The 12,544-nt window shown below is 68.0% G+C and carries 12 protein-coding genes; 5 read left to right on the forward strand and 7 right to left on the reverse strand.

From position 1 onward, the window contains the following. The first annotated feature begins 47 nt into the window (after window positions 1-47). From ACPTTC_RS03765 to ubiA, 3 genes are all read left to right on the forward strand, one after another. On the forward strand, window positions 48-239 hold the full coding sequence (locus ACPTTC_RS03765) for a hypothetical protein (protein ID WP_423393378.1): 192 nt from the start codon (window positions 48-50) through the stop codon (window positions 237-239). A 120-nt stretch (window positions 240-359) separates the two neighbouring features. Further along, window positions 360-848 carry a Dps family protein gene (locus ACPTTC_RS03770; protein ID WP_423391583.1) on the forward strand — a complete coding sequence of 163 codons (489 nt, stop codon included), beginning with the start codon at window positions 360-362 and terminating at the stop codon, window positions 846-848. A gap of 275 nt (window positions 849-1,123) precedes the next feature. Beyond that, window positions 1,124-1,987, forward strand: a complete 864-nt coding sequence (ubiA, locus tag ACPTTC_RS03775; protein WP_175958206.1) for a 4-hydroxybenzoate octaprenyltransferase — start codon at window positions 1,124-1,126, stop codon at window positions 1,985-1,987. A 97-nt stretch (window positions 1,988-2,084) separates the two neighbouring features. On the opposite strand, the gene proC is transcribed toward ubiA, so the two are convergent. The 6 genes from proC to ACPTTC_RS03805 form a co-directional block, all read right to left on the reverse strand. After that, the gene (gene proC, locus ACPTTC_RS03780; RefSeq protein WP_423391584.1) at window positions 2,085-2,897 is read right to left on the reverse strand and encodes a pyrroline-5-carboxylate reductase; all 813 of its coding nucleotides are present in this window, start codon (window positions 2,895-2,897) and stop codon (window positions 2,085-2,087) included. A 51-nt stretch (window positions 2,898-2,948) separates the two neighbouring features. After that, window positions 2,949-3,647 carry a YggS family pyridoxal phosphate-dependent enzyme gene (locus ACPTTC_RS03785; protein ID WP_226195397.1) on the reverse strand — a complete coding sequence of 233 codons (699 nt, stop codon included), beginning with the start codon at window positions 3,645-3,647 and terminating at the stop codon, window positions 2,949-2,951. A 131-nt stretch (window positions 3,648-3,778) separates the two neighbouring features. Continuing rightward, window positions 3,779-5,005 (reverse strand): glycolate oxidase subunit GlcF, encoded by a 1,227-nt coding sequence (gene glcF / locus ACPTTC_RS03790; protein WP_423391585.1) that lies wholly within the window; start codon window positions 5,003-5,005, stop codon window positions 3,779-3,781. Between the two features lie 2 nt (window positions 5,006-5,007). Further along, on the reverse strand, window positions 5,008-6,096 hold the full coding sequence (gene glcE, locus ACPTTC_RS03795; protein WP_071333943.1) for a glycolate oxidase subunit GlcE: 1,089 nt from the start codon (window positions 6,094-6,096) through the stop codon (window positions 5,008-5,010). A gap of 183 nt (window positions 6,097-6,279) precedes the next feature. Beyond that, complete coding sequence (locus ACPTTC_RS03800) at window positions 6,280-7,773, reverse strand: FAD-linked oxidase C-terminal domain-containing protein (RefSeq protein WP_175958210.1); 1,494 nt, start codon at window positions 7,771-7,773, stop codon at window positions 6,280-6,282. A gap of 41 nt (window positions 7,774-7,814) precedes the next feature. Next, complete coding sequence (locus tag ACPTTC_RS03805) at window positions 7,815-9,224, reverse strand: FAD-binding oxidoreductase (RefSeq protein ID WP_423391586.1); 1,410 nt, start codon at window positions 9,222-9,224, stop codon at window positions 7,815-7,817. Between the two features lie 173 nt (window positions 9,225-9,397). Here ACPTTC_RS03805 and ACPTTC_RS03810 point away from each other — a divergent pair, with 173 nt between their 5' ends. Together ACPTTC_RS03810 and hmpA are read left to right on the forward strand one after the other, a co-directional pair. Further along, complete coding sequence (locus tag ACPTTC_RS03810) at window positions 9,398-9,949, forward strand: cob(I)yrinic acid a,c-diamide adenosyltransferase (RefSeq protein ID WP_423391587.1); 552 nt, start codon at window positions 9,398-9,400, stop codon at window positions 9,947-9,949. Between the two features lie 92 nt (window positions 9,950-10,041). Then, complete coding sequence (hmpA, locus tag ACPTTC_RS03815) at window positions 10,042-11,250, forward strand: NO-inducible flavohemoprotein (RefSeq protein ID WP_423391588.1); 1,209 nt, start codon at window positions 10,042-10,044, stop codon at window positions 11,248-11,250. Window positions 11,251-11,337: 87 nt separating this feature from the next. Here hmpA and aroG read toward each other — a convergent pair whose 3' ends face one another. Then, window positions 11,338-12,411, reverse strand: coding sequence for a 3-deoxy-7-phosphoheptulonate synthase AroG (gene aroG / locus ACPTTC_RS03820; protein ID WP_226195401.1), 1,074 nt, complete (start codon window positions 12,409-12,411; stop codon window positions 11,338-11,340). Window positions 12,412-12,544: the final 133 nt, after the last annotated feature.

The raw sequence follows: 12,544 nt of genomic DNA on the forward strand, positions 1-12,544 counted from the left end.
CGCCGGGCAGTCGTGCGGTGATGCAGTAACGGGAAACGGCCGGTCGCTTGACCGGCCGTTTCTTCCAGACCCTGGATTTCGTTGAAGGAGTGACGATCATGTCGCAAATGAAGCTGAACATGCGCGCCGTACTGGCGTCGCCGGCCGAGATCGCGCGGTACGTAGTCGGATCCGCGATCGTCATCGGCGGTGCGGCCGAACTGGTGTCGCAGGCGCTGCACGCGATCACGGCCGCCTGAGCGCGGCGTTTCACGCGCCACGCGCAGGGGTGAGCCGTGCGCGCGGGTGGTGCGGTGTCGACAGGCAGGTAGCCCGATTCGCTTTCATTGCTCTGGTTCATTGAATAAGGAGTCCGGAGCATGGTCAGGAAGGCTCACGCTGTCCGGATCAACATCGGCATCAGCGACAAGGACCGCAAGAAGATCGCGGAAGGGCTGTCGCGCCTGCTCGCCGATACGTTCGCGCTGTACCTGAAGACCCGCAACTTCCACTGGAACGTCACGGGCCCGATGTTCAACACGCTGCACCTGATGTTCGAGGCGCAGTACAACGCGCTGTGGCTCGCGGTCGATTCGGTCGCCGAACGCATTCGTACGCTCGGCGTCGCCGCGCCAGGCACCTTCGGCGACTTCGCGAAACTGTCGTCGGTGCCGGAAGCGAACGGTGTGCCGGCGGCCGAAGACATGATCCGCCAGCTCGTCGAAGGGCACGAGGCCGTCGTGCGCACCGCGCGCGCGATCTTCCCGCTTGCCGATGCGGCCAGCGACGAGCCGACCGCCGACCTGCTGACGCAGCGTCTGCAGATTCATGAGAAAACCGCGTGGATGCTGCGGTCGCTGCTCGCATAGGCGTACGACGCGCGGCAGGCCGGCTGAAGCCTGCGCATACCGGCTCCGGCCCTGATTGATCCATCCGCATCGGGCCGAGCCCGGGCCCGTGCTACGAACGGATCCGCACGTGCGCTGGCTCTGTCCCTTGATTGATGCACGGTGTAGCTCGGCCAGGTGCGGCGGGCGCCGGCAGAGCGCTGACGTCCGGCCGCTTCCGCCCGCGGGCCGCGCCGACATGACGCGAAGCACCGCTCGGCTCTAAAATGCCGGGGTTATCTTCCCGGTGCTTCGCCATGCTTGCCCGCTTTCCCCTGTATCTGCGGCTCGTCCGGATGGACAAGCCGATCGGCAGCCTGCTGCTGCTGTGGCCGACGCTCAACGCACTGTGGATCGCGTCCGACGGCCATCCGCGCTGGCCGCTGCTCGTGATCTTCTCGCTCGGCACGCTGCTGATGCGCTCGGCCGGCTGCGCGATGAACGACTATGCCGACCGCGATTTCGACCGTCATGTGAAGCGCACGGCCGACCGGCCGCTGACTTCCGGCAAGATCCGCGCGTGGGAAGCGATTGCGATCGCCGTGGGGCTGGCTTTCATCTCGTTCCTGCTGATCCTGCCGCTCAACACGCTGACGAAGCAGCTGTCCGTCGTCGCGCTGTTCGTTGCGGGCTCGTATCCGTTCATGAAACGCTTCTTCGCGATTCCGCAGGCGTATCTCGGCATCGCGTTCGGCTTCGGCATCCCGATGGCGTTCGCGGCCGTGCAGGACACGGTGCCGGCGATCGCGTGGGTGATGCTGGTCGCGAACATTTTCTGGTCGGTCGCGTACGACACCGAATATGCGATGGTCGATCGCGACGACGACATCAAGATCGGGATCCGCACGTCCGCGCTGACGTTCGGCCGCTTCGACGTCGCGGCCGTCATGCTGTGCTACGCGGTGACGCTCGGCATCTACGTGTGGATCGGCGTGACGCTCGGCTTCGGCCTCGCGTACTGGGCCGGTTGGGCGGCGGCGGTCGGCTGCGCGCTGTATCACTACACGCTGATCAAGGGCCGCGAGCGGATGCCGTGCTTCGCGGCGTTCCGCCACAACAACTGGCTCGGCGGCGTGCTGTTCGCCGGGATCGCCGTGCATTACCTGCTGGCGGGCAACTGAACGAAGGTGTGTGTCGGCGTGCCTAGCCAACAAAAAAGCGGCCAGTTGGCCGCTTTTTTTTCGTCCGGTACCCGAGCAGCAGGCACCGCCGGCGCGCTTACGCGCGACCGAGCTCGTCGCCCATTTCCTTCGCACGCGCTTCGGCCGCAAGCGCGCCGCGCACGATCGCATCCTTCACGCCTTGCGCGTCGAACGACGCGAGCGCGGCGGCCGTCGTGCCGCCCTTCGACGTCACGCGCTCGCGCAGGACGCTTGCCGGCTCGCCCGATTGCGCGGCGAGTTGCGCGGCGCCCGTGAACGTCGCGACCGCGAGTGCGCGGCCCTGTTCGTCGTTCATGCCGAGTTGACGCGCGGCTTCCTGCAGCGCCTCGATGAAATAGAACACGTACGCGGGACCGCTGCCCGAAATGGCCGTGACGGCGTCGAGCTTCGACTCGTCGTCGAACCACACGATCTCGCCGACCGCGCCGAGCACGTTCGATGCGAGTTCGCGGCCTGGCGCGTCGACGCCCGGCAGCGCGGCGAGGCCCGTCACGCCCATGCCGACGAGCGCGGGCGTGTTCGGCATCGTGCGCACGACGCGTGCGTAGTCGCCGAGCCAGCGCGCGAGATCGCTGCCGCGGATGCCGGCCGCGATACTGATCACGAGCTGCGACGTCAGATGCGGCGCGAGCGCCTGCGCGACGTCCTTCAGCACCTGCGGCTTCACCGCGAGCACGACCGCGTCGTAGTCGGCGAGCGTCGCGTCGACGGTCGCGCCGGTGCGCACGCCGAACTGCCGGGCGGCGCGCGCGCGCACCTCTTCGTTGACGTCGATGGCATACAGGCCGTCAGCGGCAACGCCGCGCTTGATCAGGCCGCCGATCAGGGCCGCGGCCATGTTGCCGCCGCCGATGAATGCGATTTTCATGATGTCCGATTGAACGAGTGAGTGAACGGTAGGGCGGAAAGGGCGCGGCATTCAGTGCGCGTAATCGCGCGCGCCGAAGATCGCGGTGCCGACGCGCACGATCGTCGCGCCTTCGAGCACGGCCGCGTCGAGATCGGCGGACATGCCCATCGACAGCGTGTCGAGCGGCAAGCCGTCGGCACGCAACATGTCGAACAGCGCACGCAGCGCACGATGCGGCACGCGTTGCGCGTCAATATCGCCGGCCGGCTCGGGAATCGCCATCAGGCCGCGCAGCCGCAGCGACGGCAGTGCGGCGACCGCGCGCGCGACTTCGGCCACGTCGGCCGGCGCGACGCCGCTCTTCGACGCCTCGCCGCTGATGTTCACCTGCACGCACACGTTGAGCGGCGGCAGGTGCGCGGGGCGCTGTTCCGACAGGCGCTGCGCGATCTTCAGCCGGTCGACCGAATGGACCCAGTCGAAGCGCTCGGCAACCGGGCGCGTCTTGTTCGATTGCAGCGGCCCGATGAAATGCCATTCGAGGTTCGCGCGTAGATCGGCGAGCGCGTCGATCTTGTCGATCGATTCCTGCACGTAGTTCTCGCCGAATGCGCGTTGTCCGGCCGCGTACGCGGCGCGCACGTCATCGGCGGGAAACGTCTTGGACACGGCGAGCAGCGACACGGTGGCGGGATCGCGGCCGGCCGCGCGGGCGGCGTCGGCGATGCGGCGATGGACGGATTCGAGACGGGCGGCGAGATCGGACATGACGGGCACGGAAGCAGGCACGGAAGCTGGCATGTAGCGGATGCGCCGCGGCGCGCGACGCATCGATCCGCCCATTATACGGACGCCGCGCGCGAGGCCCAGCGCCCTCCCGTCATTCGCACGAGCAGTCCCTATCCGTACAGCAGATGCTCGACGAGCTGGATCCAGTGGGCGACCGGAATCTGCGTGCCGCTCTGCAGGTGCGCGATGCAGCCGATGTTGCCGGAGACGATCATCTGCGGTTCGAGCGCTTGCAGCTTCAGCAGTTTCTGCTTGCGCAACCGGTACGACAGCGACGGCTGCGTCAGCGAATAGGTGCCGGCCGACCCGCAGCACAGATGGCTGTCGGCCGGCAGCCGCACGTCGATGCCGAGCGTCTCGAGCAGGCGTTCGACCTTGCCGCGCGACTGCTGGCCGTGCTGCAGCGTGCACGGCGGGTGGTACGCGACCGTATGGATCGCGCGGCGCCGCGCGAGCGTCGCGAGCTCGGCCTCGAACGCGAGCAGCACGTCGGAGATGTCGCGCGTGAGCGACACGATGCGCTGCGCCTTCTCCGCGTAGGCCGGGTCGTCGCGCAGCAGGTGCGCGTATTCGAGCACCGTCGCGCCGCAGCCCGACGCGTTCATCACGATGGCCTCGACGCCCTGTTCGACATGGGGCCACCACGCGTCGATGTTGCGGCGCGCGTCGTCGAGCGCTTCGTCGTGATAGTTCAGATGCAGGCGGATCGCGCCGCAGCAGCCGGCATCGGGCGCGACGACCGTCTCGATGCCGAGCGCGTCGAGCACGCGTGCGGTCGCGATGTTGATGTTCGGCAGCATCGACGGCTGCACGCAGCCGCCGAGCATCAGCATCTTGCGCGGATGCGTGCGGTGCGGCCATTCGAGCAGCCGCGTGCGCGGCGGCACCTTGTCGCGCAGCCGTTTCGGCAGCAGCGGACGCACGTGCTGGCCGAGCCGCATCACCGGCGAGAACAGCGCGGCGTTCGGGACGACGCTCGCGAGCACGCGGCGCACGAGACGCTGCTGCACCGGGCGTTTCACCTGCGCCTCGACGTGCTTGCGGCCGATCTCGACGAGCCGGCCGTACTGGACGCCTGACGGGCAGGTCGTCTCGCAGCTGCGGCACGTGAGGCAGCGGTCGAGGTGCTGCTGCGTGCTGCGCGTGACGGGCGCGCCTTCGACCATCTGCTTGATCAGGTAGATACGGCCGCGCGGGCCGTCGAGTTCGTCGCCGAGCAACTGGTAGGTCGGGCAGGTCGCGGTACAGAATCCGCAATGCACGCACTTGCGCAGGATCGCGTCGGCCTCGTCGCCGTCGGGCGTGTTGCGGATGAAATCGGCGAGGTTCGTTTGCATCGTCAGAGGTCGGGGTAGAGCCGGCCGCGGTTGAAGATGCGCGCGGGATCGAACGCGGCCTTCAGCCCGCGGTGGATTTTCATCATCGGGGCGGGGAGCGGCGTGAACACGCCCGCGCTGCGATCGTACGCGTCGCCCGCGCGGAACAGCGTCGCGTGGCCGCCGGCCTGCTTCGCGCTCATCCGTACGGTCTGTGCGTCGGCGTCGGTGATCCACCAGCGCTGCGCGCCGCCCCATTCCATCAGCTGGGTGCCGGGCAGGTGCATCGGTTCGGTGATCGACGGCAGCGCGAGGCGCCACAGCGCATAGCCGGGCGGGATGCCGTTGAAGAACGGGTCGGTATGCTCGCGCAGGCCGGCCCAGAAGCGCTCGGCCTCCACCGCGTCGACGACTTCGCCGCCGAGCAGCGTCTTCGCGGATTTCACGGCTGCTTCGGCGCCCGACAGGCGCAGCACGAGCGTGCCGTTGCGCCATCCGCTCGCGCTGACGGGCAGCGGATGGCCGCCCCATTCGTTGAGCTTGCGCACCGCGTCGGTCGCGGTCATCTCGAACTTCAGCGTGACTTCGGCGACGGGCATCGGCAGCACCTTGATCGACAGGTCGAGCATCAGCCCGAGCGTGCCGAGCGCGCCGGCCATCAGTCGCGACACGTCGTATCCCGCGACGTTCTTCACGACCTGTCCGCCGAAACGCAGCATTTCGCCGCGGCCGTTCATCAGCGTGACGCCGAGCACGAAATCGCGCGGTGCGCCGCAAGTGGCGCGGCGCGGGCCGGCCAGGCCCGCCGCGATGCAGCCGCCGACGGTGGCCGCACGGCCGAAGTGCGGCGGCTCGAACGGCAGCATCTGGCCGCACTCGGCGAGGACGGTTTCAAGCTGCGCGAGCGGCGTGCCCGCGCGGACCGTGACGACGAGTTCGGCCGGGTCGTACGACACGACGCCCTGAAACGCGCGCGTGTCGAGTATTTCGCCCTCGAGCGCCTGGCCGTACCAGTCCTTGGTGCCGCCGCCGCGAATCCGCAGCGGCCGGCCGTCGGCACTGGCGGCGCGGATGCGCTCGGCCCATCCGGCGACGATGTCGTCCTCTTCCATGTTCTGTCGCTGCCTCGACTTGTTGTTCGGTCGATTGTACCGGGGTGGCGCGATTCCACATCGCGACTATCCCTAAGCCCCGTATTGCCGGCCGCATGCTTGCGCGGTCGCGCGAACGACCGACGCGGGCGTCGCCGTCCGCCGCGGCCCGGCCGCCGGCACGGGCCGCGTAGTGCGCGATGCTCAGAAGCGCGGCAGGTCGGGGTGCGGCAGCAGGCCGCCGCGCACGTGCTGGCGACCGTACTCGGCGCAGCGTGCGCGGGTCGGGATGCCCTTGTCCGGGTTCAGCAGCCCCGCCGGATCGAAGGCGCGCTTGACCGCGAAGAACGCATCGCGCTCCTGCGGCGAGAACTGGACGCACATCGAATTGAGCTTTTCGATGCCGACGCCGTGCTCGCCCGTCACGCTGCCGCCGAATTCCACGCAGCATTCGAGGATTTCCGCGCCGAACTGCTCCGCGCGGTGCAGTTCGTCCGGATCGTTCGCGTTGTACAGGATCAGCGGATGCATGTTGCCGTCGCCCGCATGGAACACGTTGATGCAGCGCAGCCCGTAGCGCGTTTCGAGCTGCTCGATGCGCGCCAGCAACGGGCCGATCGCGCGGCGCGGCACGGTGCCGTCCATGCAGTAATAGTCGGGAGAAATGCGTCCGGCGGCCGGGAACGCGTTCTTGCGGCCCGACCAGTAGCGCAGCCGCTCCTGTTCGTTGCGCGATACCTGGATGCGCGTCGCGCCGTGTTCGCGCAGCACGGCAGTCATCCGCACGATCTCTTCCGCGACTTCCTCCGGCGTGCCGTCCGATTCGCACAGCAGGATCGCCTTCGCGTCGAGGTCGTAGCCCGCGTGCGTGAACGCCTCGACGGCCTGCGTGGCCGGCTTGTCCATCATCTCGAGCCCGGCCGGGATGATGCCCGACGCGATGATCGCGGCGACGGCCTCGCCGCCCTTGACGACGTCGTCGAAGCTGGCCATCACGAGCTGGGCCGTTTGCGGCTTCGGGATCAGCTTCACCGTGACCTCGGTGACGATCGCGAACATCCCTTCGCTGCCGATCATCACGGCGAGCAGGTCGAGGCCCGGCATGTCGAGCGCGAGCGAGCCGAACTCGACGATCTCGCCGTCGATCGTCACTGCGCGCACGCGCATCACGTTGTGCACGGTCAGCCCGTATTTCAGGCAGTGGACGCCGCCGGAATTCTCCGCGACGTTGCCGCCGATCGTGCACGCGATCTGCGACGACGGATCGGGCGCGTAATACAGGCCGTACGGCGCGGCGGCTTCCGAGATCGCGAGGTTGCGCACGCCGGGCTGCACGGTCGCCGTGCGCGCGTAAGGATCGACTTCGACGATACGCGTGAAGCGCGCAAGCGACAGCACGACGCCGAGCGCGATCGGCAACGCGCCGCCCGACAGGCTCGTGCCCGCGCCGCGCGGCACGATCGGCACTTCCATGCGCCGGCAGATCTGCACGATCCGCTGCACCTGCGATTCCGTTTCGGGCAACGCGACCGCGAGCGGCAGGCGGCGGTACGCGGACAGGCCGTCGCATTCGTACGGCGCCGTGTCTTCGTCGCGATACAGCAGGCAGTGCGTCGGCAGCACGGCCATCAGCGCCTGCACGACTTCACGCTGGCGCTGCGCGCGTGCCGCGCTCGACAGTTCGACGGGAGCGTTCATGGGGTCTCCTGCGGCAGGCGGCATGGTGTCGCGCCGCCGTGTCAGCACGTGAAAATCTTGCCCGGATTCATCAGGTTGCGCGGATCGAGCGCGAGCTTGATCGCACGCATCGTGTCGATCGCATTGTCGCCGTGCTCCTTGGGCAGGAAGCGCATCTTGTGCAGCCCGACGCCGTGCTCGCCCGTGCAGGTACCGCCCAGGCGCAGCGCGCGCTCGACGATCCGGTCGTTGATGCGCTCGGCTTCGGCGAGTTCCTCGGGCTTGTCGGGGTCGATCAGGATCGCGACGTGGAAATTGCCATCCCCGACGTGGCCGACGATCGGGCAGGGCAGCGACGACGCGCGCAGGTCGACTTCGGTTTCCTCGACGCACGCGGCGAGCTGCGAGATCGGCACGCACACGTCAGTCGTCACCGCACGGCAGCCGGGTTTCAACTGCAGCATCGCGAAATACGCGTTGTGGCGGGCGGCCCAGAGCCGGCTGCGGTCTTCCGGGCGGGTTGCCCATTCGAAGCCCTGGCCGTCGTTCTGGCCGGCGAGCGCCTGCACGAGCTCGGCCTGTTCCTTGACGCCGGCCTGGGTGCCATGGAATTCGAAGAACAGCGTCGGCGCTTCGGTGAGCGTCAGGTTCGAATGGCGGTTGATCGAGCGCACGGCGAGCGCATCGACGAATTCGACGCGCGCGATCGGCACACCGATCTGGATCGTCTCGATCACGGTGCGCACCGCGTCGCCCATCGACGGGAACGTGCAGACCGCGGCAGATACGGCTTCGGGCAGCGGATGCAGGCGCAGCGTGATCTCGGTGATCACGCCGAGCGTGCCTTCGGAGCCGACGAACAGGCGCGTGAGGTCGTAGCCGGCCGACGACTTGCGGGCGCGCGAGCCGGTTTTCACCACGCGGCCGTCGGCGAGCACGGCGGTCAGGCCGAGCACGTTCTCGCGCATCGTGCCGTAGCGCACGGCGTTGGTGCCCGATGCGCGCGTGGCGGTCATCCCGCCGATGCTGGCGTCGGCGCCCGGGTCGATCGGGAAGAACAGGCCGGTGTCGCGCAGCGCTTCGTTGAGTGCCTTGCGCGTGATGCCCGGCTCGACCGTCACGGTCAGGTCTTCGGCGTTGATCGACAGCACGCGGTTCATTTCCGACAGGTCGAGCGATATGCCGCCGCGTACCGCGAGCAGGTGGCCTTCGAGCGACGAGCCGGCGCCGTACGGGATCAGCGGGACGCTGTATAGCGAGCACAGCGACACGACTTCGCGCACGTCGTCCGCGCTGTGTGCAAACACGACGGCGTCGGGCAGTTGCGGGTCGAACGGCGATTCGTCGCGGCCGTGGTGCGCGCGGACGGCTTCGGCAGTCGACACGCGCTCGCCGAAGGCGGCGCGCAGCGCATCGAGCATGGCGGGGGGAACGGGGCGGCGTGTGGCGGCCGGCTGGGCAGGGTGATTCACGTACGTCTCCTTGTCGATCCGGGTGAGCGTGTTGGCGCCGGCCCGGCTCCCGTGCTGCAGGGTTTCGGCCCATTCTACGCTGTAACGCCCGCTGCGCCCGCCGCTGCGGGCTGCGATAATCGCGTTCGAACGCAACCGGGCCGCGTCGCGGCCGCGCACGAGAGGACATTCGCATGGGCAACCGCTTGAGCAAGATCGCCACGCGCACGGGTGACGATGGCACCACCGGACTCGGCGACGGCCGGCGCATCGGCAAGGACGACGCGCGGATCGCCGCGATCGGCGACGTCGACGAACTGAACTCGAACCTCGGCGTGCTGCTCGCCGAGGCACTGCCGGACGACATCCGCACGGCGCTCGTGACGATCCAGCACGACCTGTTCGATCTCGGCGGCGAATTGTGCATTCCCGGCCATGCCGTGCTCGACGACACGCATCTCGCGCGTCTCGACCGCTGGCTCGCCGACTACAACGCGACGCTGCCGCCGCTGAAGGAGTTCATCCTGCCGGCCGGTTCGCGCGCGGCGTCGCTTGCGCACGTGTGCCGGACCGTGTGCCGCCGCGCGGAGCGCTCGATCGTCGCGCTCGGGCGCACCGAGACGCTCAATGATGCGCCGCGGCGCTACGTGAACCGGCTGTCGGACCTGCTGTTCGTGCTGGCGCGCGTGCTGAACCGCACCGGCGGCGGATCGGACGTGTTGTGGGAGCGCGGCCGCGTCCGCTGACGTTTTGCCCCTTTGGCGCACTGCGACAATTTGTCCAGGGAGCATCGATTTTTTAAAATGTATTGTGTGTGCATGTTTAACGGAGAACGAACATGACCCACATCACCGCTGACCAGATGGCTCGCGTGAAGGCCACTGCCCCTGTCCTCGCCGTGCACGGCGCGACGATCACGAAGCACTTCTACCAGCGCATGTTCGCGCGCCATCCGGAACTGAAGAACCTGTTCAACCAGACGCACCAGAAGACGGGTAGCCAGCCGGAAACGCTCGCGAAGGCCGTCTACGCGTACGCGGCGAACATCGACAATCTCGGCGCGCTCGGCGGTGCGGTGTCGCACATCGCGCACAAGCACGCGAGCCTTAACATCCGCCCCGAGCATTACCCGATCGTCGGCGAGAACCTGCTGGCGTCGATCGTGGAAGTGCTGGGCGACGCGGTCGATGCCGACACGCTCGAGGCGTGGCGCGTCGCGTACGGCCAGCTCGCGCAAATCCTGATCGGTGCCGAGGCCGACCTGTACGCGGGTGCCGCGTGGAGCGGGTTCCGCCCGTTCAAGGTCGAGCGCAAGGTGCGCGAAAGCGACGAGATCAAGTCGTTCTACCTGACGCCGGCCGACGGCGGCGCGGCGCCGATGTTCGAGCCCGGGCAGTACATCACGGTGAAGCGCTTCGTCGGCGACCTCGGCGTCGACCAGCCGCGTCAGTACAGCCTGTCCGACGCGCCGCACGGCAAGTGGCTGCGCATCTCGGTGAAGCGTGAAGCCGGCCAGCCGGAAGTCATTCCGGCCGGCAAGGTGTCGACGCTGATGCATGACGGCGTGGAAGAGGGGGCGATCGTGGAGGCGACCGCGCCGATGGGCGAATTCTCACTGAAGCGTGGCGTCGAGACGCCGGTGGTGCTGATCTCCGGCGGCGTCGGCATTACGCCGATGATGTCGATGGCGTCGGCGCTGATCGCCGAGGGCAGCAAACGCGAAGTGCGGTTCGTCCACGCTTGCCGCTCCGGCGCGGTGCACGCGTTCCGCGACTGGCTGAACGATACGGTGCGCGACCATGCGAACGTCAAACGCGCGGTGCTGTACGAGCGGGTCGGTCCGAACGATCGCGCCGGCATCGACCACGACCAGGAAGGGCGCCTCACGCCGCAACGCGTGCAGCAATACGCGCTGGTGCCGGACGCTGATTACTACATCTGCGGTCCGATCGGGTTCATGAAGGCGCAACGCGACGCGCTCGTCGCGCTCGGCGTCGCGCCGGAACGCGTGAATACCGAAATCTTCGGCTCGGGCGCACTCGAGTGATGCGTTGACGCCGATTCCCCAGGAACGGAAAAGCCCGGCATGAGCCGGGCTTTTCCGTTTGTGCCTGCGCCGACAGGCGCCGCGGGGTCAGTTGCCGCTGCCGCGCGCCACGCGCCGCGCCTTGACCGATTCCGCGAGCCCTTCGAGAACTTTCACGCTGTCGTCCCACGCAATGCACGCATCGGTGATGCTCTGGCCGTAGGTCAGCTCGCAGCCTTCCTTCAGGTCCTGGCGCCCCTCGACGAGATGCGATTCGATCATCACGCCGACGATCCGCTCGTCGCCCGCCGCGATCTGGCGGCCGATATCCGCGCACACCGGGATCTGGTTCTCGTGCTTCTTCGAGCTGTTCGCGTGGCTCGCGTCGATCATCAGGCGCGCGGCGAGGCCGGCCTTGCCGATGTCTGCGCACGCGGCGTTCACGCTGTCGGCGTCGTAGTTCGGCGCCTTGCCGCCGCGCAGGATCACGTGGCAATCCTCGTTGCCGGCCGTCGACACGATCGCCGAATGGCCGCCTTTCGTTACCGACAGGAAATGGTGCGGCTGCGATGCGGCCTTGATCGCGTCGACCGCGATCTTCACGTTGCCGTCGGTGCCGTTCTTGAAGCCGACCGGGCACGACAGCCCCGACGCGAGCTCGCGGTGAACCTGCGATTCCGTCGTGCGCGCGCCGATCGCCCCCCACGAGATCAGGTCGGCGATGTACTGCGGGCTGATCATGTCGAGGTATTCGGTCGCGGCCGGCAGCCCCATCTCGTTGATCTGGAGCAGCAGCTCGCGCGCGGTGCGCAGCCCTTCGTTGATCTTGAAGCTGTTGTCGAGGTGCGGATCGTTGATGAGACCCTTCCAGCCAACCGTCGTGCGCGGTTTCTCGAAGTACACGCGCATCACGATTTCCAGTTCGCCCTTGAAGCGCTCGCGCTCCTTCACCAGCCGGCCCGCGTACTCGATCGCCGCCTTCGTGTCATGGATCGAGCACGGCCCGATCACGACGATCAACCGGTCGTCCATCCCGTGCAGGATGCGGTGCATCGACTGGCGCGAGTTGTAGATCAGCTCGGACGCGGCTTCGGAGCACGCGAATTCGCGGATCAGGTGGGCGGGCGGCGTCAGTTCCTTGAGTTCGCGAATGCGGACGTCGTCGGTGTTGTGCGGGGGCATGCTGTTTCTCCTTGGTTCCGGGCGCCGTTCGGTCAGTGCGAGTGCGCGTGCGGCAGATTCATCAATTCAAGCGATTCAGTGGTGTCGGTCGGGGCTGCGGGACCGCTGCGGCGGCGACCGGGTGGCGAAGGGC

This window comes from Burkholderia mycopellens, from assembly GCF_964265025.1.
Taxonomy (GTDB): Bacteria; Pseudomonadota; Gammaproteobacteria; order Burkholderiales; family Burkholderiaceae; genus Burkholderia.